This window comes from Actinacidiphila glaucinigra (genome assembly GCF_900188405.1).
In the GTDB taxonomy this organism is placed as follows: domain Bacteria; phylum Actinomycetota; class Actinomycetes; order Streptomycetales; family Streptomycetaceae; genus Actinacidiphila; species Actinacidiphila glaucinigra.
Window position 1 is genome coordinate 149,332 of sequence record NZ_FZOF01000018.1, and the last position, 20,625, is coordinate 169,956.

16 protein-coding genes are annotated in these 20,625 nt (G+C 75.0%); 10 read left to right on the top strand and 6 right to left on the bottom strand.

Going from position 1 to position 20,625, the window contains the following annotated elements:
• The first annotated feature begins 30 nt into the window (after positions 1-30).
• The gene (locus CHF15_RS28895; protein ID WP_089226828.1) at positions 31-4,758 is read left to right on the top strand and encodes a coiled-coil domain-containing protein; all 4,728 of its coding nucleotides are present in this window, start codon (positions 31-33) and stop codon (positions 4,756-4,758) included.
• A 141-nt stretch (positions 4,759-4,899) separates the two neighbouring features.
• Here CHF15_RS28895 and CHF15_RS28900 read toward each other — a convergent pair whose 3' ends face one another.
• A complete protein-coding gene (locus tag CHF15_RS28900; RefSeq protein WP_089226829.1) occupies positions 4,900-5,340 on the bottom strand; it encodes a hypothetical protein in 441 nt (146 codons plus the stop codon).
• A gap of 324 nt (positions 5,341-5,664) precedes the next feature.
• On the opposite strand from CHF15_RS28900, the gene CHF15_RS28905 reads away from it, so the two are divergent.
• The 4 genes from CHF15_RS28905 (at position 5,665) to CHF15_RS28920 (ending at position 9,957) form a co-directional block, all read left to right on the top strand.
• Positions 5,665-8,286 carry a sensor histidine kinase gene (locus CHF15_RS28905; protein WP_089226830.1) on the top strand — a complete coding sequence of 874 codons (2,622 nt, stop codon included), beginning with the start codon at positions 5,665-5,667 and terminating at the stop codon, positions 8,284-8,286.
• The gene (locus tag CHF15_RS28910) at positions 8,283-8,705 is read left to right on the top strand and encodes a roadblock/LC7 domain-containing protein (RefSeq protein ID WP_089226831.1); all 423 of its coding nucleotides are present in this window, start codon (positions 8,283-8,285) and stop codon (positions 8,703-8,705) included. Before CHF15_RS28905 ends, CHF15_RS28910 begins: the two co-directional genes overlap by 4 nt.
• Positions 8,706-8,715: 10 nt before the next feature.
• Positions 8,716-9,108 carry a DUF742 domain-containing protein gene (locus CHF15_RS28915; protein WP_089226832.1) on the top strand — a complete coding sequence of 131 codons (393 nt, stop codon included), beginning with the start codon at positions 8,716-8,718 and terminating at the stop codon, positions 9,106-9,108.
• Between the two features lie 243 nt (positions 9,109-9,351).
• Positions 9,352-9,957, top strand: a complete 606-nt coding sequence (locus CHF15_RS28920; protein WP_089226833.1) for a GTP-binding protein — start codon at positions 9,352-9,354, stop codon at positions 9,955-9,957.
• 65 nt (positions 9,958-10,022) lie between these two features.
• On the opposite strand, the gene glpK is transcribed toward CHF15_RS28920, so the two are convergent.
• The 4 genes from glpK to CHF15_RS28940 all read right to left on the bottom strand — a co-directional run bounded on the left by glpK (position 10,023) and on the right by CHF15_RS28940 (position 14,104).
• Positions 10,023-11,579 (bottom strand): glycerol kinase GlpK, encoded by a 1,557-nt coding sequence (gene glpK, locus CHF15_RS28925; protein ID WP_089226834.1) that lies wholly within the window; start codon positions 11,577-11,579, stop codon positions 10,023-10,025.
• Positions 11,580-11,586: 7 nt separating this feature from the next.
• Entirely contained in the window at positions 11,587-12,318 is a 732-nt protein-coding gene (locus tag CHF15_RS28930) for an MIP/aquaporin family protein (RefSeq protein WP_089226835.1), read from the bottom strand.
• A gap of 152 nt (positions 12,319-12,470) precedes the next feature.
• The gene (locus CHF15_RS28935) at positions 12,471-13,667 is read right to left on the bottom strand and encodes a lipid-transfer protein (protein ID WP_089226836.1); all 1,197 of its coding nucleotides are present in this window, start codon (positions 13,665-13,667) and stop codon (positions 12,471-12,473) included.
• The gene (locus CHF15_RS28940; RefSeq protein ID WP_089226837.1) at positions 13,664-14,104 is read right to left on the bottom strand and encodes a Zn-ribbon domain-containing OB-fold protein; all 441 of its coding nucleotides are present in this window, start codon (positions 14,102-14,104) and stop codon (positions 13,664-13,666) included. The genes CHF15_RS28935 and CHF15_RS28940 overlap by 4 nt, the downstream gene beginning before the upstream one ends.
• 178 nt (positions 14,105-14,282) lie before the next feature.
• Between CHF15_RS28940 and CHF15_RS28945 the strand changes: the two genes are divergently transcribed.
• Genes CHF15_RS28945 through CHF15_RS28960 form a run of 4 tightly spaced genes read left to right on the top strand, consistent with a single transcriptional unit; the run spans position 14,283 to position 18,611 of the window.
• The gene (locus CHF15_RS28945) at positions 14,283-15,209 is read left to right on the top strand and encodes an NUDIX hydrolase (RefSeq protein WP_089226838.1); all 927 of its coding nucleotides are present in this window, start codon (positions 14,283-14,285) and stop codon (positions 15,207-15,209) included.
• Complete coding sequence (locus CHF15_RS28950) at positions 15,206-16,225, top strand: molecular chaperone DnaJ (protein WP_089226839.1); 1,020 nt, start codon at positions 15,206-15,208, stop codon at positions 16,223-16,225. Before CHF15_RS28945 ends, CHF15_RS28950 begins: the two co-directional genes overlap by 4 nt.
• 60 nt (positions 16,226-16,285) lie before the next feature.
• Positions 16,286-17,278 (top strand): hypothetical protein, encoded by a 993-nt coding sequence (locus CHF15_RS28955; protein WP_089226840.1) that lies wholly within the window; start codon positions 16,286-16,288, stop codon positions 17,276-17,278.
• Positions 17,279-17,303: 25 nt separating this feature from the next.
• A complete protein-coding gene (locus CHF15_RS28960) occupies positions 17,304-18,611 on the top strand; it encodes an adenylosuccinate synthetase (protein WP_089226841.1) in 1,308 nt (435 codons plus the stop codon).
• On the opposite strand, the gene CHF15_RS28965 is transcribed toward CHF15_RS28960, so the two are convergent.
• The gene (locus CHF15_RS28965; RefSeq protein ID WP_089226842.1) at positions 18,542-19,990 is read right to left on the bottom strand and encodes a VWA domain-containing protein; all 1,449 of its coding nucleotides are present in this window, start codon (positions 19,988-19,990) and stop codon (positions 18,542-18,544) included. The two genes, CHF15_RS28960 and CHF15_RS28965, sit on opposite strands and share 70 nt — an antisense overlap.
• A gap of 117 nt (positions 19,991-20,107) precedes the next feature.
• Between CHF15_RS28965 and CHF15_RS28970 the strand changes: the two genes are divergently transcribed.
• Positions 20,108-20,617 carry an NUDIX domain-containing protein gene (locus CHF15_RS28970; RefSeq protein WP_089226843.1) on the top strand — a complete coding sequence of 170 codons (510 nt, stop codon included), beginning with the start codon at positions 20,108-20,110 and terminating at the stop codon, positions 20,615-20,617.
• Positions 20,618-20,625: the final 8 nt, after the last annotated feature.

Here is a 20,625-nt window from a genome sequence, read left to right on the forward strand (position 1 = left end):
GACCACAGACCACCACGACGAGAGCCCCCCATGTACGAGCTGTCCCGGGTCCGCCTCTACTCCATCGGGCCCGCCGGTGCGCGCTACGCCGACACCGTGCTGGACCTGCGCGGAGTCGGCGAGCCCGTGCCGCAACCCGCACCCGCCCAGGCGGAGTTCTTCGAGGACGAGCCGACCGGGCCGCCGCGCCGTCCCGCGCCGGCCGGTGTGCTGTTCCTGGAGAACGGCGGCGGCAAGTCCGTCCTGCTCAAGCTGATCTTCTCCGTCATGCTGCCCGGCCACCGCAACACCCTGGGCGGCGCGAGCTCCGGTGTGCTCCGCAAGTTCCTGCTGGCCGACGACTGCGGCCACGTCGCCCTGGAGTGGCAGCACACGGTCACCGGCGAGCTGGTCGTCGTCGGCAAGGTCAGCGAGTGGCGCGGCCGCCAGGTCTCCTCCGACCCGCGCAAGTTCGCCGAGGCCTGGTACTCCTTCCGGCCCGGTCCCGGGCTCGGCCTGGACTCGCTGCCCGTGGCCGAGTCCACCGCCGTCCGCCCCTCCGCGGAGGGAGCCTCGGGCGCCCGCGGCCGCCGCCGCACCATGAAGGGCTTCCGCGACGCCCTGACCGACGCCGGACGCTACTACCCGCACCTGGAGGTGGTGTGGGAGGAGATCCACGACCGGTGGAACGAGCACCTCGGCGAACTCGGGCTCGACCCCGAACTCTTCCGCTACCAGCGGGAGATGAACGCCGACGAGGGCGAGGCCGCCGGTCTCTTCGCGGTGAAGAAGGACTCCGACTTCACCGACCTCCTGCTGCGCGCGGTCACCGACACCAGGGACACCGACGGTCTCGCCGACCTCGTGCACGGCTTCGCCGGCAAGCTGGGCCGTCGGGCCGAGCTCACCGCGGAACGGGACTTCACGGCGGGCTCCCTCGAACTGCTCGGCCGCATCGTCGACACCACCGCCACCCGCGAACAGGCACGCGGTGTCCACGCCCAGTCCGAGCGCCGCACCCGGGCCCTGGCCCGCGGCCTGTCCGCGCGCGCCCGCGAGGAGCGGGGCCGCGCCGCCGAGCTGGCCCAGCGGACGGCGAGCGCCGCCCAGACGGTCACCGACGCCGAGTCCGCCCGCGGCCGCGGTGCCCTGGTCGCCGCCGAACTCGCCTACCGGCACGCCTCGCTGGCCCTGGCCGCCGGCGAGAAGAGCGCCGCCGCGCTGCGCCGCGAGCTCAACGACGCCCGTACCCTGCAGTCCGCCTGGCAGGCCGCGGAGATCGTGCTGCGGCACCGGGCCGCCGCCGACCGCCTGGCCCGGGTCACCGCCGCCATCCGTGAGGCGGAACGGGACGCCGCGCCGGCGCTGGCCGCCCGTACGACCGCCGCGGGCGACCTCGTCCGCGCCCTGCGCGCCGCCGCGGACACCGCCGACGAGCGGGCGGACGCGGAGGAGGAACGCTCCGCGGGACTCCAGGCGCAGTCCGAGGCGGCACACCGCGACGCCACCGCCGCCGCGACGGAGGCGCAGCGCGCCCGCAGCGAGTCCGGGCACCTGGTGCAGCGGCTGGCGGAGGTCGAGCAGGAGACCGCCGAGGCGGTCCGGGCCGGCTGGCTGGACGACTCCGCCCCCGACGCCGACCCGGCCCGGGCCGCCCTGGAGGCCTCGGACGCCGAGAAGGCCGCCGCGACCGTCGCGGAGACCGCGCGCGACGCCGCCCGCCGGGCCGGTGACCGGGCCCGCGAGGCCGCCGCCGCCGACGCGCGCGCCGAGCTGTCCGCCGCCCGCGCGGCCGACGCCCTCGCCGCGGCCGAGGCCGCCCACGCCGCCGAGTCACGCGTCGCGGACGCCCTCGCGGCCGAGCCCCGCCTGGCCGGACTCCTCAGCCTGCCACCGGCGGAGGCACCCGGTACCGTCGCGGCCGACGCGGCGGGGGACCCGGCGGGAGGGACCGCCGAGGACCGCGGCCCGGCCATCCCCGCGCAGGCTTCGGCGGCCCGGCGCGGCGCCCCGGCGGACGTACCGCGCCCCGCCGAGCAGGGCCCGCTGACCGCGGCCGAACTCGACATCTTCGCGGAGCCGCTCCGGGAGATGCTGGACGGCGCGGTGGCCTCCGCCGAGCGCCGGCTGTTCGACCTGCGCACCGCCGCCGCCGACGACGCCCGCATCCTGGCGGCGCTCGGCGACGGCGGGCTGCTGCCGCCGGGCCCCGACGTCCTCGCCACCGTCGAGTACCTGGGCGAGCAGGGCATCCCGGCGCTCCCCGGCTGGCGCTACCTCGCGCAGGCCGTCGACCCGGCCGACCACGCCGCCGTGCTCGCCGCGCGCCCGGAGCTGGTGGACGGCGTGGTCGTCACCGACCCGCAGAGCTACGTGAGGGCCCGCGAGGCGCTGGCGCAGGCCGCGCTGCTGCCGCGGTCGACCGTCACGGTCGGCACGGCGGCGGCGCTGCTCGCCCCGCCGCCCCCGGCGGGTGCCGAGCCCGAGCTCTTCCTCGTCCCGCCCAACCCGGCCATGCACGACGAACTGGCCGCCGACGGCGAGCGGCAGGCGCTGCGCGCCCGCGCGACCGCCCGCGAGGAGGACATCCGCGGGCTCGCCGCCCGCCTGGCCGAGGACCGCACCCTGGCCGCCCGGCTCTCCTCGTGGCGCTCTGGCTGCCCCGGTGGCCGGCTCGCGGAGCTGGCCGCGGCCGTGGAGACCGCCCGGGAGACCGCGGTCGCCGCCCGCGAGGAGCTGGCGGAGGAACGCTCGGTACGGATGGAGGCCGACGAGGCCGCCGCCGAGGCGACCGCCGTGCGCGACGAGCGCCAGGAGGCGGCGCAGCAGGCCCGGCGGGCCGCCGACGCGCTCGCCGGTCTCGCCTTCCGGCTGCGCGAGCGGGCCAACTGGCAGCGCAGGACCCGGGAGCTGGCCGAGGACGCCGTCGAGGCCGAGACCCGCGCCGACGCCTGCCTGGCCCTGGCGCGCGCCGCCGACGAGGACCGCCGCGCCGCCCAGCGTGCCGCGGACGACGCGCGCCGCACCGCGCGCGTGCTCCGCGCGGAGCGCTCGGAGATCACCGGCGCCCCCGACGAGGCCCTCGAGGACGAGGACGGCGGGGGCCGGCCGGCCGGCTCGCTGCCCACCCTGCGCGAGGCCTACCGCGCCGCCTCGCAGGTGTACGAGAAGGTGGGCGTCGGCGCCGACCTGCGGGCCGAGCAGGCCCGCGCCGAGAGCACCGAGCAGTCCGCGCTCACCGAACTGGAGCGCCTCACCAACAAGGTGCGCACCCGCGCCGGGCTGCTGCTGGAAGGCCCGGACGGCGCCGACGGCCCCGCGCGCCAGGCCGCGGCCGCCCGTGCGGAACAGCTGGTGGCGACCCTCGACTCCCGTGCCTCCGCGGCCAGTGAGCAGCTCGGGCGGCTGCGCGGCGAGGCCGAGCGGCACGCCCCGGCGGACGGCGAGGCGCACACCGAGCTGCCCGAGGAGCTGCTGCCCCGCGACGCCGAGCACGCCCAGGAGCTGCTGCGCGGCGCCAACGGCGAACTGGCCGCCCGCACCGAGGCACTGACCCACGCCCGGGACGGCCACGGTGACCTGGTCCGCGCGCACCGCTCCGCCGAGGACGCCGCGACCGGCTTCGACGAACTCGCCGCGCTACTGAGGGACCTGCTCCGCGACGGCGACCGGCAGCCCGAGGAGGGCGAGGAGGAGCCCGAACCGCACTCCGGCTCCCTGGAGGCGGCCAGGACGGCCGTCGCCGAGTCCCGCCGCGGCCTCCGCGGCTGCGCCGCCGACCTGTCGGCGGCCGAGTCGCAGCTGCGCGAGGCCTGCGACGTCCTCGTGCGGCACGCCAACGCGGCCCGCTACGAGCAGGTGCGCACCCCGGCCCGCCAGCAGATCCGCGAACTGCCCGGCTCCGCGCTGCCCGAGCACGCGGACGCCTGGCACACCGCCTTCACGCCGCGGCTGCGGGTCCTGACCGACGAACTGGAGCAGCTGGAGCGCAACCGCGACAGCATCGTGGACCGGCTGCGCGGCATGGTGGAGTCCTCGCTGGCCACCCTGCGGTCCGCGCAGCGGCTGTCCCGCCTGCCCGAGGGGCTGGGGGAGTGGTCGGGGCAGGAGTTCCTGCGGATCCGCTTCGACGACCCGGACCACGCGGCGCTCAACGAGCGGCTCGGCGCCGTGATCGACGAGGCGACCCGGGCGGCCGTCCGCAAGAACTCCGACCTGCGCCGGGACGGTATGTCGCTGCTGCTGCGCGGGGTCGCGGCCGGCCTCGAACCCAGGGGCGTGGCCGTCGAGATCCTCAAGCCGGACGCCGTGCTGCGCGCCGAGCGCGTGCCCGTCGGGCAGATGGGCGACGTCTTCTCCGGTGGTCAGCTGCTCACCGCCGCCATCGCGCTGTACTGCACGATGGCCGCGCTGCGCAGCAACGACCGCGGCAGGGACCGGCACCGGCACGCGGGCACGCTCTTCCTCGACAACCCGATCGGCCGCGCCAACGCCACCTACCTGCTGGAGCTGCAGCGCGCGGTCGCCGACGCGCTGGGCGTCCAGCTGATCTACACCACGGGCCTGTTCGACACGACGGCGCTCGCCGAGTTCCCGCTGGTCGTACGGCTGCGCAACGACGCGGATCTGCGCGCGGGACTGAAGTACATCAGCGTGGAGGAGCACCTGCGGCCCGGACTCCCGGTGCAGGACCCGGAGTCCGAGCCGGTGCACGGCGAGATCACGGCGACGCGGATGTTCCGCCGCCCGGCGGAGCAGCCGGCCCCGCAGGGCGGCTGAACCCCGGCGGGCTCCGGCCGGCTGCTCCTTACCTGCGGCTGAACCCCGGCCCGCCCCAGGGCGGCCCGCCCCGAAGGCCGGGGGCTCGCGGGGCCGTTCGGGCGCCCGGGACGGTGCGGGTTCCCGGGTGGCGCACTTTCCTCAGGCGGTACGGGCGCCGGTGCCGGACAGACGCCCGCGCCGTGCGGCGGCGCGGGCCTCGGACCGGGCCCGCCGCCGTCCGCGCCTGCGCTCGCGGCGCAGCCTGCGGGCCGCGCTGCTCGGGCTGGACACCACGCCGTTGCGCTGGTTCCAGACCTGGCGGGTGATCCACACGTCCAGCACCGCCCACGTGGCGACGACGGTGAAGCCTATGGCGGTGAGCATCGCCGGCGCCGCGAGCCAGGACTCGCCGGCCGCCCCCAGCATGGCGATCACCGCGGCGATCAAGGTCAACGAGACGACGAGCACGGCCCGCACCGCCGCCCGGCGTACCGGGTCGGGCATGCGTGGCCGCCCCACGGGCTCCTCCACCCACAACGGCCGCCGTGTCTTCCGCGGCGGAATGTCGCGATCCAATGCGTCCTCGACGAGGTCGTCCATGAAATCTGCTCCCCTGCGGGATACCGGTGGTGCGGTGCCGGATCCCCGATGTCCGACTCCAGAGTGGCTGCCCGGTTTCCGCCGATGAATGCCCTCCGCAATCCGGAGCACCCCTCCCCGCTCGTCAAACGACGCAGCGGGCCCGCGGGTTCCCTGTGCGCTGCATTTCGGCCAGCCGTACCGACTGTTCATCCGTACGAAACGGGTCGTCCCGGGGCAAGGGCGGAGGCGGGGCTTTCGGTTTGGTCATCCGGCAGTAGTAGGCTCGCGCCGTTTGCAGTCGGAACACGACAGCCCTTGACCGGGTTTGACGTTGGGGAGGCCATGCGCTTTCGCGGTACGACGATCCGGCGGAAGATCGTGGCACTGCTGCTCATTCCGCTGGTGTCCCTCACGGCCATCTGGGCCTTTGCCGCGACCCTGACCGGGCGTCAGGTCTGGGGCCTCTTCGGCGTCGAGCAGACCGTCAACGAACTCGGTTACCCGGTCGAGGACAGCATCCAGGCGCTCCAGCAGGAACGTCGTTCCGCCATGCTCTACTTGGCCGATCCTCGACGGTCGGACGCCCGCGGCACCCTGCTGGCCCGGGAGCGCGAGACGGACAAGGTGATCGCCCGTCTGCGCGCCAACGCGCGCTCCGCCGGAAACCGGGAACGGCTGGCCCCCGAATCGCTGCGCCGGCTCGACCTCGTCGTCCGCGGCTTCGGCGGCCTCGAGACGCTGCGCGACAAGGTCGGCAAGGGCGGCATCGCCCGCAACGACGCCTTCGGCGCGTACAGCGGCCTGTTCGTCCCGGCCTACGCCTTCCTGGACTCGCTGAACCCGCTCAACAACGTCGCCATCGACAAGCAGGGCCGCGCCCTGATCCAGGTCACCCGGGCCCGCGAGGCGATCAGCCAGGAGGACGCCCTCATGGTGGCGGCCATCGCGGCGGGCCACATGAGCGCGGCGGAGATGCGCTCCTTCACCTTCGCCGTCGCCGAGCAGCGTGCCTACTACGCCGACAACCTCCACCTGCTGACGAGCGACGAGCGCGCCATCTACGAGGCGTACTGGGCCGGGCCCTCCGGCCGCGCCCTGCGCGACGCCGAGGACGCGGTCATCTCCGCGGGCGCCTCCGGCGCGCCCCAGGCCGCCGACCGCGCGTCCTGGCAGACCACGGCCACCACCGCCCTGACCGACCTCGACCGCATGGGCGTCGAGGCCGGCGACCTGCACAAGAAGCGCGCCGAACCGATCGGCATGCGGCTGGTCGCCATCGCCGCGGCCGCCGGCGGCCTCGGCCTGATCGCGGTCGTCGCCTCCGTCATCGTCTCCATACGCATCGGCCGCAGCCTCATCCGCGACCTGTCCCGGCTCCGCACGGAGGCCCAGGAGGTCTCCGGCGCCCGGCTGCCGCGCGTCATGCGCAGGCTCGCCGCGGGCGAGGAGGTCGACGTCGAGACCGAGGCGCCGCGGCTGGACTACCCCGACGACGAGGTCGGACAGGTCGGCAAGGCCGTCAACACCCTGCAGCGGGCGGCCGTCGAGGCCGCCGTGCGCCAGTCGGAGATGCGCCGCGGGGTCTCCGAGGTCTTCGTCAACCTCGCCCGCCGCAGCCAGGTGCTGCTGCACCGCCAGCTCACCCTGCTCGACGCCATGGAGCGGCGCACCGAGGACCCCCAGGAGCTCGCCGACCTCTTCCGGCTCGACCACATGACCACCCGCATGCGCCGCCATGCCGAGGGCCTGGTGATCCTCTCCGGCGCCGTGCCGTCCCGGCAGTGGCGCAAGCCGGTGCAGCTGATGGACGTGGTGCGGGCGGCCGTCGCCGAGGTCGAGGACTACGAGCGGGTCGACGTACGCCGGCTGCCCCGGCTCGCCGTCACCGGCCACGCCGTCGCCGACCTCACCCACCTCGTCGCCGAACTCATCGAGAACGCCACCGTGTTCTCGCCGCCGCACACCAGCGTCCAGGTGCACGGCGAGTCCGTCGCCAACGGCTTCGTCCTGGAGATCGACGACCGCGGACTCGGCCTCACCCCCGACGCCATGCTGGAGGCGAACCTCCGGCTCGCCGAGACCCCCGAGTTCGAGCTCTCCGACACCGACCGGCTCGGCCTCTTCGTGGTCAGCCGGCTCGCCCAGCGCCAGGGCGTCCGCGTCTCGCTGCGCCAGTCCCCGTACGGCGGCACCACGGCCGTGGTGCTCGTCCCGGCGACGCTCCTGACCGAGCCCGGCGAGGACCTGCCCGAGGCGCCGCCCGAGGAGGCCCCGGCGCCGGCCGGGACGGTGCCCGCCGAGCGGGACGAGCCGCGCGTCAGACCCATGTCGGCCGCCACCGAGCACAGCTTCCGCCAGTGGGGCCTGGTCCCGGAGCCGGACGACGAGCCGCGCGAGCACCGGCCGCACGTCGTCGAGTCCGAAGGGACGCCGGCACCGGCCGCCGCGGGTGACGCGGCCGGGCGGACGCCGCCCTCCCTGGCACCGGGCGAGGGGCTCACGGTCCTGCCGCGCCGCCGCCGCACCCCGGTCCTGGTCGCCGAGAACGGCCACCCGGTGGGCGAGGCGCCCCGGCCCGACGACCCCGCGCCCCGGCAGGAGCCCGCCGACCCCGCGTCCGAGGAGGAACCCGCCGTGGCCGCGCCGCAGGAGGAACCCGCAGGCGCCGGACTGCCCCGCCGGGTCCGCCAGGCCAGCCTCGCCCCGCAGTTGCGCAGCGACTCCACCACCAGGACGCGTACCGCCGCCGCCGGCGCGGACGACGACGCCGGCCAGGAGCGCTCGCCCGAGGAGGTGCGCGACCGCATGGCCTCCCTGCAGCGAGGATGGCTGCGCGGCCGCGCGGACACCGCCGACGACCTCGGCACCGACGACGTCCGCCCCGCCGACCGCCCGGGAACCTCCCCGGCGGATCGGGGCGGCGACAGCACAACCAGAACCACCACCGAGGGGAACGGTCCATGACGGCACCATCGAGCCCGACCCGCGAGCTCAGCTGGCTACTCGACGAACTGGTCGGCCGCGTGGCCAGCATCCGCAAGGCGCTGGTGCTCTCCAGCGACGGCCTGGCCACCGGCGCGTCCGAGGGCCTGTCCCGTGAGGACGCCGAGCACCTCGCCGCCGTCGCCTCGGGCTTCCACAGCCTCGCCAAGGGCGTCGGGCGGCACTTCGAGGCCGGCAAGGTCCGGCAGACCCTCGTGGAGCTCGACGAGGCCTTCCTGTTCATCACCGCCGCGGGCGACGGCAGTTGCCTGGCCGTGCTCGCCGACGCCGACTCCGACGTCGGGCAGGTCGCCTACGAGATGGCGCTGCTGGTGAAGCGGGTCGGCGTCCACCTCGCGACCGCGCCGCGCACCGACGACGACGCGGCGCAGGCGGTGTGACGAGGACGTCATGACTCCCCAAGCGGACCGCTGGTACGACGACGACGCCGGGCCCGTGGTGCGGCCCTACGCCATGACGCGCGGCCGTACCAGCCACGCCGCGGAAGGCCGGCTCGACCTGATCGCCCTGGTGATCGCCGAGTCCCGCGGCGAGGACGACGACGCGGACGTCGACCGCACCCTGTCGCCCGAGCACCTCGACATCGTCGAGCTCTGCCGTGCGGAGCCGATGTCGGTCGCCGAGCTGGCGGCCGACCTCGACCTGCCCGTGGGCGTCGTCCGGGTGCTCATCGGCGACGTCCTGGAGGCCGGCCTGGTCCACATCACCCGGCCCGTCCCGCCGGCGGAGCTGCCGGACGCCGGGCTGCTCCGCGACGTCATCGACGGCCTGCGCGCGCTCTGAACGCGGCCGGGGCGCCGCGGGCACACCACTGCCCGCGGCGCCCGCGGGCGGGGCCCGGGAGGCCGTCAGGAGGGTCCGGGCCCGGCAGGCGGACCGGCAGGCGGGCAACGGCCCCGGGACCGCTGGCAGTTGTCCGGTAGGACCGTAGTAATGTTCCACTGCCCACAGCTGATCGCCCGACGCAGTCCCTAGGACCCAGGATGCCTCTGACCTGTGTAAACGGCACGACCGGAGGAGTGAGCCATGGCCTTCGGACGCTCTGAACGGCGCACTTCCCCCGTCGAGCCCGTCACGCTGAAGATCCTGGTCGCGGGCGGCTTCGGCGTGGGCAAGACCACGCTCGTCGGCGCGGTCAGCGAGATCCGCCCGCTGCGCACCGAGGAGACCCTCAGCGAGGCCGGCCGGCCCGTCGACGACACCGCGGGCGTCGAGGCCAAGCGGACCACCACCGTGGCCATGGACTTCGGCCGGATCACGGTCCGCGACGACCTCGTGCTCTACCTCTTCGGCACGCCGGGCCAGGACCGCTTCTGGTTCCTGTGGGACGAGCTGGCGCAGGGCGCCCTCGGCGCGGTCGTCCTCGCCGACACCCGGCGCCTGGAGGACTGCTTCTCCGCGGTCGACTACTTCGAGCGCCGCGGCATCCCCTTCGCCGTGGCCGTCAACGTCTTCGACGACGCCGAGCGCCACCCCGCCGAGACGGTGCGCGACGCGCTCGACCTCGACCCCGAGGTGCCGCTGCTGATGTGCGACGCGCGTGACCGCGCCTCCGCGAAGAAGGTGCTGATCACCGTGGTCGAGCACGCGGCCCAGGTGGCCGGCGACCGCCGGGCGGCCGCCGCCAACTGAGCCGCGCGCCGCACGCGCGGGCAGGGGCCCGCGGGTGCGGGCGGGGGCGGGCGGGGGCGGGCCGGTCAGTCCCCGGCGGCCGGCGCGGGGCCGTCGTCCTCGTCCTCGTCCTGCCAGCCGAAGCTCCGCTCGACCGCCTTCCTCCAGCGGCGGTACTCCTTCTCGCGGGTCTTCTCGTCCATCCGCGGCTGCCACTCGGCGTCCTTCTGCCAGTGCGCCCGCAGCGTGTCCAGCCCGTCCCACACACCGGTGGCGAGCCCCGCGGCGTAGGCCGCGCCCAGCGCCGTGGTCTCCGAGATCCGCGGCCGCACCACCGGGACGCCCAGCACGTCCGCCTGGTGCTGCATCAGCAGGTTGTTCGCCGTCATGCCGCCGTCGACCTTGAGCCCGGTGATGTGCACACCGGAGTCCTGGTACATCGCGTCGACGACCTCGCGGGTCTGCCAGCTGGTCGCCTCCAGCACCGCCCGCGCCAGGTGCGCCTTGGTGACGTACCGGGTCAGGCCGGTGATCACGCCGCGGGCGTCGGAGCGCCAGTACGGGGCGAAGAGCCCGGAGAACGCGGGGACGATGTACGCGCCCCCGTTGTCCGGGACGCTCGCCGCGAGCGCCTCGATCTCGTCCGCCGCGGTGATGATGCCGAGGCTGTCGCGGAACCACTGCACCAGGGCGCCGGTGATGGCGATCGACCCCTCCAGGCAGTAGACCGGCGCCTCCCCGCCCAGCCGGTAGCCCATGGTGGTGAGCAGTCCGTTCTTCGACGGCACGGGCCGGTTCCCGGTGTTGAGCAGCAGGAAGCTGCCCGTCCCGTAGGTGTTCTTGGCGTCGCCCGTCCCGTAGCAGGCCTGGCCGAAGATCGCGGCCTGCTGGTCGCCGAGGGCCGAGGCCACGGGCACACCGCCCAGCTGACCGACCGCTGTGCCGTACACCTCGGAGGAGGAGCGGATCTGCGGGAGGACCGCCTCGGGGACGTTCATCGCGGCGAGGATCGCCGGGTCCCACTCCAGCGACTCCAGGTTCATCAGCATCGTGCGGCTCGCGTTGGTGACGTCCGTGACGTGGACGCCGCCCTCCGTGCCGCCCGTCAGGTTCCAGATCAGCCAGGAGTCGATGGTGCCGAAGGCGATCTCGCCGTTCTCCGCGCGGCGGCGCAGCCCCGGCACGTTGTCCAGCAGCCAGGCCGCCTTGGGGCCGGAGAAGTAGCTGGCCAGCGGCAGCCCCGTGGACTCGCGGAAGCGGTCCTGGCCGTCCTGGCCGCCCAGCCGCTCGCACAGCGCGGCGGTACGGGTGTCCTGCCACACGATGGCGTTGTGCACCGGGCGGCCGGTGGTGCGGTCCCACAGCACGGTGGTCTCGCGCTGGTTGGTGATGCCGAGCGCGCTGAGCTGGTCCGGGCGCAGCCGGGCCTTCGCGAGCGCGCCCGCCACCACGGCCTGCACCTTGGCCCAGATCTCGGTGGCGTCGTGCTCCACCCAGCCCGGCTTGGGGAAGATCTGGCGGTGCTCGCGCTGGTCGAGCGCCACGATCGACCCGTCGGAGTCGAAGACGATGCAGCGGCTGGAGGTCGTTCCCTGGTCGATGGCGGCCACGTATCGGGTCGCCGTGCCGGACGTATCGGTCATGACCGCCTCACTTGAACGCGACGTTGTAGATGAGACCGGACAGGGCGCCGCCGATCAGCGGACCGGCCACCGGGATCCAGGCGTACGCCCAGTCGGAGGTGCCCTTGAACGGGATCGGCAGGAGGGAGTGGACGATGCGCGGCCCGAGGTCGCGGGCCGGGTTGATGGCGTAGCCGGTGGGGCCGCCCAGGGAGAGGCCGATGCCGGTCACGAGCAGCGCCACGATCAGGGTGCCGGTGCCGGTCTCGCCGAGGCCCTTGCTGAGACCGAAGGCCAGGATCGGCAGGACGAGCCCCATGGTGGCGATGGCCTCCGTCATCAGGTTCTGCCACCAGACGCGGATCTCGGGGACGGTGGAGAAGACGGCGAGCGTGGGCTGGCGGGTCTCCTCGGCGCGGTTCGCCGCGAACTGGCCGTAGTACACCAGCCAGCACAGGACCGCGCCCAGCATCGCGCCGATGATCTGCCCGGCGAGGTAGACCGGCACCTGGCTCCACTTGCCCGAGCTGATGGCGACGCCGAAGGTGACGGCCGGGTTCAGCTGCCCGCCGGACAGCGGGCCCGCGGTGTACGCGCCGGCCAGGACCGCGAGGCCCCACCCGAATGAGATCACGATCCACCCGGATGCCCGAGCCTTCGAGTGGTGCAGGAGCACCCCTGCCACCACGCCGGCGCCGAACAGGATCAGGATCGCCGTTCCGATGATCTCGCCGACAAAGACGTCTCCGTTGGAATACATGACGGCTCCTTCGTGCGGGCGCACGTGTCGGGCATGCGCCGCCAGAGAATGGCGCACGGAGACGCGGGTACGGAGGTCCCGCCTCGCGCCCGGCCTCCGCGCCACCCGGAAGTGTTGTCCCGGGGTGATGGAGCGTCAAGGTATCGGACAGATCACCTGATTACGACCACCGACGAGCCGTGCCCGAACAGGCCCTGGTTCGCCGTCACCCCGACGCGGGCCCCAGCGACCTGCCGGGGCCCCGACAGGCCGCGCACCTGCCAGGTCAGCTCGCACACCTGGGCGAGCGCCTGGGCGGGCACGGCCTCCCCGAAGGAGGAGAGCCCGCCGCTGGGATTGACCGGAATCCGCCCCCCGAGCGCCGTGGCCCCGTCGCGCAGCAGCTTCACCGCCCCGCCCGGCGGGCACAGGCCCAGGTCCTCGTACCAGTCCAGCTCCAGCGCGGTCGACAGGTCGTACACCTCCGCCAGGTCCAGGTCCTCGGGACCGATGCCGGCCTCCTCGTAAGCGGCGCGGACGACGGCCGACCGGAAGCCCGCGGCCGGCTCCGGGGGCGCGACGGCGAGGGCGGAGTCGGTGGCGATGTCCGGGAGATCGGGCACCGTGCGCGGGTAGACCGGGGTGACGGTGGAGACCGCGCGGATCCGCACCGGGTCCGCCGTGGCGCGGCGCCGGGCGAAGTCCAGGCTGGACAGGACGACGGCGGCGCCCCCGTCGGAGGTGGCGCAGACGTCCAGCAGCCGCAGCGGGTCGGCGACGACCGGGGAGGCCGCCACCTGGGCGGCGGTGACCGGCGTCCGGTAGCGGGCGAGCGGGTTGGCGGCGCCGGCCGCCGCGTTCTTCACCTTGACCCGGGCGAAGTCCTCGGGCGTGTCGCCGTGCAGCGCCATGCGGCGGCGTGCGTACAGCCCGAAGTACGTCGGGTTGGTGGCCCCCAGCACACGGAAGCGCAGCCAGTCCGGGTCGTCGGGCCGGTCGCCCCCGGCGGGCGCGAAGAAGCCCTTGGGGGCCGCGTCCGCGCCCACGACCAGAGCGGTGTCCACCAGGCCGGCGAGGATGTGCGCCCGGGCGGTGTCGAGGGCCTGCGCCCCGGAGGCGCACGCGGCGTAGACGCTGGCCACCCGGGCGCCCTGCCAGCCCAGCGCCTGGGCGAAGGCCGCCCCGGCGACGTGACCGGGGTAGCCGCCGCGCACGGTGTCCGCGCCGACGACCAGCCCGACGTCGCGCCAGTCCAGTCCGGCGTCGGCGAGCGCGGCGCGCGCCGCCGCGACCCCGTAGCGCGTGAAGGGCCGGCCCCACTTGCCCCAGGGGTGCATCCCGACGCCGAGCACGGCCACATCGCGGCTCATCGTCCGCCTCCCACGGGACGCCAGTGCCAGGTGGTCCAGACGTGCTCCGCGTCCTCGTGCAGCACGCCGGGCACCAGCTCCACCTCCATGCCGACGGCCAGGTCGGCCACGCCCGTCCCGGGCGCGGCCTGCCCGAGCACGATCATCCGCTCCGCCGTCAGCTCCACCGCCACCAGCGCGTAGGGCTCCCAGGGGCGCGCGGGGTCGGACACGTACGGGGCGGGCGGGCGGTAGCGGGCGTCGGTGTACGACCAGACCCGGCCCCGCCGCGACAGCGGGACCTCCTCCAGGTCCCCTTCGGCGCCGTCGCAGGCCGGGTTGCGGCAGGCGTGGTCCTCGCGCGGGAAGAACACCGCGCCGCAGCCGCGGCAGCGGGTGCCGATCAGCCGGAAGCCGCCGCCTTCCGCCGGGTCCTGCGTGAACCAGCCCGCCACCACGGGTTTCCGCGACCGCGTCACGTCCGGCCCCCTCCCCCTCGTCTCTGACGGACCGTCAGAAGTCTGCCACGGGTGGGCCGTACCGCGGAACGGGATGGACGCTGTCGGTGCCGGGTGCTAAGTTCTTCTCGTATCGAGAAATACTCGAAGTGAGAACAACCAGTGGGAGTGGCGCACGATGACTGACCGGCAGGGTGAGGACGCGTTCCTGGCCGCCTACGACCCGCGCGCCTTCGAGCCGATCGCCGTGACCGTCGACGTCGTCGCCCTGACCCTTCGTCAAGGCGCCCTGCACGTGCTGCTGGTGCGCCGCGGCGGCCGGCCGTACGAGGGCGCCTGGGCGCTGCCCGGCGGATTCGTCCAGGCCGGCCGCGAGTCCCTGGACGAGGCGGCGGCCCGCGAACTGGCCGAGGAGACCGGGCTCGACGCGGCCCGCGGCCTCGGCCGCGTCCACCTCGAACAGCTCGGCTCCTACGGCCGCCCCGACCGCGACCCGCGCATGCACGTCGTCTCCGTCGCCTACCTCGCCTTCGCCCCGGACCTCCCCGAGGCGCGGGCCGGCAGCGACGCCGCGGCGGCCGAATGGGTGCCCGTCGAGGCGGTCGCGCCGCAGGGGAACCCGGACGCCGCCACCGCGCGTCCCATGGAGCAGGACCGGCCGGCCGGGATCCACGGGGGTGGTTCCGGCCGCCGGTCCGGCGAGGCACCCGGCGACGGCGCCGGCCAGGGTGCCGGTCCCGACGCAGGCTTCGACGCCGGCCGCGGTGCCGGCCTCGCCTTCGACCACGGCACGATCCTCGCCGAAGGCCTCGACCGGGCCCGCGCCAAGATCGAGTACACCCCGCTGGCCGCCGCCTTCCTCGGCGAGGAGTTCACCATCACCGAGCTCCGCTCGGTCTACGAGGCGGTCTGGGGCCGCACCCTGCACGCCGGGAACTTCCACCGCAAGGTCCTGTCGGTGCCCGGCTTCGTCGAGTCCACCGGCACCACCGCGGGCCGCGGCGGCTCCAAGGGCGGACCCCGCGCCCGCCTCTACCGCGCCGGCGACGCCCGCCTCCTCCACCCCGCACTGCTCCGCCCCGACCGTGAGGACAGTGTCCGATGACCGCCACGACCCGTCCCGCGACCGCGCCGTACCGCGTCCGTACCTTCGACGAGGCCCTGGCCGCCCTCGGCCGGCCCTTCCCGGCCGGCGCCGGCGAGGCCGCCCGCCACTACCGCCGGCTCGCCCGTCTCCTCCACCCCGACACCGCCCCGCCCGGCCGCGCGGACGAGGCCGAGGCGGCCTTCGTCCGGCTCACCGCCCTCTGGCGGCGGCACACGGGCGACGGCCCGTCCCTCACCACCACCCGCGGCGTGTACCCGCTGGGGCCCGTCCTCGCCGAGGGCGACCTCGCCGTGCTGCGCGCCGCCGGGCCCGGCACCGTACTGAAGATCCCGCGGCGGCCCGCCGACAACGACCTGATGGAGCGTGAGGCCGAAATCCTCACCCGGCTGCACACCGTCGCCGACGCCCGGCACCGCGCCTACGCACCCCGCCTCGCCGAGTCCTTCCGCCACCGCGGCCCCGACGGCGCCGAACGCCGTGTCAACGCGTTGCAGCGGCTGCGCGGGTTCCACACCCTCGCCGAGGTCCGCGCGCTGCACCCCGGCGGCCTCGACCCGCGCGACGCCGCGTGGATGTGGCGCCGCCTGCTGGTCGCCCTCGGCTGGGCGCACCGCGCCGGCGTCGTCCACGGCGCCGTGCTGCCCGAGCACGTCCTCATCCTCCCCGCACAGCACGGCCTCGTGCTGGTCGACTGGTGCTACGCCACCGCCCGCGGCGCGAAGGTCCCCGCCCTCGTGGAGCGGCACCGCGCCCTCTACCCGCCCGAGGTCACCGGCCGCCGTCCCGCCACCGAGGCCACCGACATCCACCTCGCCTCGCGCTGCGTCGAGCAACTGATGGGGGACCGCGCGCCGCGTCCGCTGAGCGCCTTCCTCCGCGGCTGCACCCTGCCGGCCGAAGCCCGCCGCCCGCACGACGCCTGGCGGCTGCTCGCGGAGCTCGACGACGTCCTGGAACGCCTCTACGGCCCGCGCACCTTCCGCCCGTTCACCATGCCGGGCACCGACGCCTGACGCCTGACATCCGACACCTGACGCCTGACATCCGACACCTGACGCCAAGGGGGAACCACCATGGGCAGCGGAAGCTGGTCCACCAACGTCTACGACGCCGCCGCGCGCTACCGCGCCGCCAGCGGCGCCGGCGCCTTCGCCTACAGCGACCACGTCACCTCGTCCGCACCGCGCGGCTCCTGGACCGCGCACCCCTCGCTAGACCCCAAGGACGTCGGCGTCCGCGAGAGCCGCGACTCCGACGAGCACCCCACCTCGCTCGCCATCGCCGTCCTGTTCGACGTCACCGGCTCCATGCGCACCGTCCCCCAGGTCCTGCAGACCAAGCTCCCCGAGCTCTTCGGCCTGCTCCTGCGCAAGGGCTACACCGAGCACCCGCAGATCCTCTTCGGCGCCGTCGGCGACGCGACCTGCGACCGGGTCCCGCTCCAGCTCGGGCAGTTCGAGTCCGACAACCGCATGGACGACGACCTCGGCAACATCCTGCTCGAGGGCGGGGGCGGCGGCCAGATGACCGAGTCCTACGAGCTCGCCATGTACGCGATGGCCCGGCACACCTCGCTCGACTGCCACGACAAGCGCGGCCGCCGCGGCTACCTCTTCCTGATCGGCGACGAACTGCCCTACGGCAAGGTCAAGGCCCGCGAGGTGCGCGAGGTCCTCGGCGACGACCTCGCCGAGGACATCCCCGTCACGCGGATCGTCGCCGAGCTCAAGCAGAAGTTCGACGTCTACTACATCCTCCCGGCGGGCTCCTCCTACGTCGGCAACACCGAGGTCCTCGGGACCTGGCGCAAGCTGCTCGGGCAGAACGTCATCGAGCTCGACGACCTCGACGCCGTCTGCGAGACCATCGCCCTCACCATCGGGCTCGGCGAGGAGGCCATCGACCTCGCCGAGGGCCTCGACGACCTCGCCGACCTCGGTTCCACCGCCACCGGCACCGTCGGCAAGGCCCTCGCGGCCCTCGACCGCGAGCGCGCGGCCGTCGCGGTGACGGACACGCCCCTGATCGACGCGGACGACACCGCGACCGGCACCACCCGCCTGTAGGCCCGCCCCCGACCCGGAGGACCCCGTGCACACCATCGTCGTCGACCTCGGCTACGGCGACGCCGGCAAGGGCACCGTCGTGGACCGGCTCTGCGCGAGCGGACCGGTCCGCGCGGTGGTCCGCTTCAACGGCGGAGCCCAGGCGGCGCACAACGTCGTCACCACCGACGGACGCCACCACACCTTCGCCCAGTTCGGCTCCGGCACCCTCCAGGGCGTCCCCACCATCCTGTCCCGCCTCATGCTGGTGGACCCCCTCGCGCTGGCCGCCGAGGCCGACCACCTCGCCGCCCTCGGCGTCCCCGCGCCGTACGCCCTGCTCAGCGTCGACCGGGCGGCGCGCCTGACCACCCCGTACCACGCCGCCGCCAACCGGCTGCGGGAGCAGGCACGGGGCGCGGCCCGCCACGGCTCCTGCGGCATGGGCATCGGGGAGACCGCCGCCTACGCCCTCGCCCACCCCGAGGACGCCCCCACCGCCGGTGACTGCACCTCACGCCCCCGGCTGCTGCGCAAGCTCCGCCTGCTGCGCGACCGCCTGGCCGACGAGTTCGGCCGGCGGCTGCCCGCACCACCGCCCGAGGACTGCGCCGACGCCTTCACGGCCTTCGCCCGTGCCGTCACCCTCACCGGCGACGGCCACCTCGCCCGCGTCCTTCACGAGGGCCCGGTCGTCCTCGAGGGCGCCCAGGGCGTGCTCCTGGACGAGTGGCACGGCTTCCACCCCTACACCACGTGGTCCACGACCACGTTCGCGGGCGCCGAGACCCTGCTCGCCGAAGCCGGCAGTGAGGCCCGCCGGCTCGGCGTCGTACGGACGTACACCACCCGGCACGGACCCGGTCCGCACGTCACGGAGGACCCCGAACTCGCCCCGCTGCTGCCCGAACCGCACAACGGCCACGGCCCCTGGCAGGGCGCCTTCCGCACCGGCCACTTCGACGGCGTCGCCCACCGCTACGCCGTCGATGCCTGCGGCGGTGTGGACGCGCTCGCCCTCACCCACCTCGACGCGCCCCGCCGCTGCCCGCAGCTGCGGCTGGTCCGCGCGTACGACACCGTGGGGACGCAGCTGCCCACCGCCCCGCCCGGGGACCTCGGCCGCCGGGCCGCCCTCACCGAGCGGCTGCTGAAGGCCCGGCCGGCCCGCTGGGACGTGCCCGGCCCCGATCCGGCCGTGTGGTCGGAGGCGGTCGGCGAGGTGCTCGGCGCGCCGGTGGTCCTGGAGTCCCACGGCCCGACGGCCGCCGACAAGCGGGAGGTTCAGCGCAGGATCCCGGCCTGCCGCGCGGCCGTGATCCAGGAGGGGAACTCCGAGAGGATCCGGTCGTAGAGCTCCGCGTCCGGCACGGTGGCGATGTCGTCCACGGCGAAGAACCCGACGTTGTCGACCCGCCGGCCGGGCAGGGTGTCGAAGCGCTCCAGCACCCCGTAGTTGGCCCGGCCCAGACCGACGAACTGCCAGAACACCGGCTCCTCCACCGCCTCCCGCAGCTGCTGCTCGATCTGGGCGTTGCGGTAGACGCCGCCGTCGGAGAAGAACAGCACGAGCGTCGGCACCGCCGTCGGGTACGCCCGCACGAAGCCCCGCACCTCGGCGATGACCTTCTGCTCCTCGTTCTGGATGCCGACGAACCGCATGTCGACCTGTCCCGGCTGCAGCCCGTGCCGGGGCTTCTTGGGACGGCCGAACAGGCTCAGCTCGCCCACCCGCACGTGCAGCCGCAGCCACAGCGGCAGTTCGGCGATCCGCAGGTCCGGCAGCCGCGCGGGATGCGAGGCGAAGGTCCACGCCTGCATGTCGCCGTCGTCGTCGAGCTGCGCCGCGACCGCCGCCATGCGCTCGACCACGTCGGCGACCACCCCGCGCGCGTACAGGCCGCTCATCGAACCCGAGGCGTCCAGCACGAGGATCACGCGCGCCACCACACCCGCCGCGCCGTGCTTGCGCAGGCTGACGGCGACCTGTTCCTTGCGCAGGCTCAGCCGCTCGCGCATGTCGGGAGGCAGATGTTCCTCGCCCTTGGTGAGCCGGGTGGCCGACGGCGCGGCAGGGGTCGCGTGGAAGACCGGTGGCGGCGGAGGAGGGGGCACCGTCACGGGCAGCGCGGGCCGTGGGTACGGCGCAGGGGGAGGCGGCGGTGGCGCGGCCGGGGCGGACGGCGCCGCGGGCGGCTGCGGCGCGTCGACGGCGATCCCGAAGTCCGTGGCCAGCCCGGCCAGTCCGGAGTTCCAGCCCTGCCCGACGGCACGGAACTTCCAGACCCCGTTGCGCCGGTACAGCTCACCGCCGAGGAACGCGGTCTCCGTCGTCGCGCCCATGTCGAACCGCGCGATCTCGGCCCCGTTGCGCGCGTCCAGCAGCCGCAGCCGCAACCCCGGGACCTGGCCGAAGGTGCCGCCGTCCGCGGAGGCGCAGAGCACGATCCGCTCGACCGCCGGCTCCACGCGGGCCAGGTCGACGTCGAGCGTGTCCGAGGCCTGCCCGGGCCCGGCCTGCTTGCCCGCGTGCCGCACGGCGCCGGAGGCGTGCGCGGGCTGGTTGTAGAAGACGAAGTCGGCGTCCGAACGCACCCGCCCGTCGCCGGTCAGCAGCAGTGCCGAGGCGTCGACATCGGGCACGCCGGGGCCCGCGCTCCAGTCGAGCACGGCCCGCACGGCGGGCACGGGCACGGGCAGATTGGCGCCTTTTCCGAGGGATTCGGGTGTCACGGACGCCAGTGTGCCCTCTCACCCACCACGACGGACAGGGCTCCGCACGACCTCCGTGCCCCGGCGGGCCGTACGGATCCGGCCGGTTCCCCAGGCGCGGTCCGCTACAGTCCGCGCGTGACCACTCGTCAGAAGGACAGCCACTGCACCTACTGCGGTGCGGAGTTCGCCCCCGACGCGGGTTGGCCGCGCACCTGTGCGGCCTGCGGTGGCGTCACGTACCGCAATCCGCTTCCCGTCGCCATCGCCCTGCTGCCCGTGCGCACCCCCGGGGGCACCGGTCTGCTCCTCGTGCGCCGGTCCATCGAGCCGCGGCGCGGACTGCTCGCCCTGCCCGGCGGCTTCGTGGACCTCGGCGAGACGTGGCAGGAGGCCGTCGTCCGCGAACTCGAGGAGGAGACCGGCATCAAGGCCGCCGCCGGCGACGTACGGCTGGCGGACGCCCTCAGCGGCGACACCGGGCACCTGCTGGTCTTCGGCCTCCTGCCGGAGCGCACCGCCGAGGACCTCCCGCCCGCCGTCGCCACCGACGAGACCGACGGCCGGGAGATCCTCCTCGCCCCGGCGGAGCTGGCGTTCCCGCTGCACACCGAGGCGGCGCGCAACTGGTTCGGCGGCCGCTACTGACGCGCCGG

Bases quoted from the DNA above. Each gene is read 5' to 3' on its own strand.
- CHF15_RS28945 (WP_089226838.1), top strand. From the start codon at position 14,283: ATGACTGACCGGCAGGGTGAGGACGCGTTCCTGGCCGCCTACGACCCG.
- CHF15_RS28915 (WP_089226832.1), top strand. From the start codon at position 8,716: ATGACTCCCCAAGCGGACCGCTGGTACGACGACGACGCCGGGCCCGTG.
- CHF15_RS28910 (WP_089226831.1), top strand. From the start codon at position 8,283: ATGACGGCACCATCGAGCCCGACCCGCGAGCTCAGCTGGCTACTCGAC.
- CHF15_RS28955 (WP_089226840.1), top strand. From the start codon at position 16,286: ATGGGCAGCGGAAGCTGGTCCACCAACGTCTACGACGCCGCCGCGCGC.
- glpK (WP_089226834.1), bottom strand. From the start codon at position 11,579: ATGACCGATACGTCCGGCACGGCGACCCGATACGTGGCCGCCATCGAC.
- CHF15_RS28935 (WP_089226836.1), bottom strand. From the start codon at position 13,667: ATGAGCCGCGATGTGGCCGTGCTCGGCGTCGGGATGCACCCCTGGGGC.
- CHF15_RS28900 (WP_089226829.1), bottom strand. From the start codon at position 5,340: ATGGACGACCTCGTCGAGGACGCATTGGATCGCGACATTCCGCCGCGG.
- CHF15_RS28950 (WP_089226839.1), top strand. From the start codon at position 15,206: ATGACCGCCACGACCCGTCCCGCGACCGCGCCGTACCGCGTCCGTACC.
- CHF15_RS28930 (WP_089226835.1), bottom strand. From the start codon at position 12,318: ATGTATTCCAACGGAGACGTCTTTGTCGGCGAGATCATCGGAACGGCG.
- CHF15_RS28920 (WP_089226833.1), top strand. From the start codon at position 9,352: ATGGCCTTCGGACGCTCTGAACGGCGCACTTCCCCCGTCGAGCCCGTC.
- CHF15_RS28895 (WP_089226828.1), top strand. From the start codon at position 31: ATGTACGAGCTGTCCCGGGTCCGCCTCTACTCCATCGGGCCCGCCGGT.
- CHF15_RS28905 (WP_089226830.1), top strand. From the start codon at position 5,665: ATGCGCTTTCGCGGTACGACGATCCGGCGGAAGATCGTGGCACTGCTG.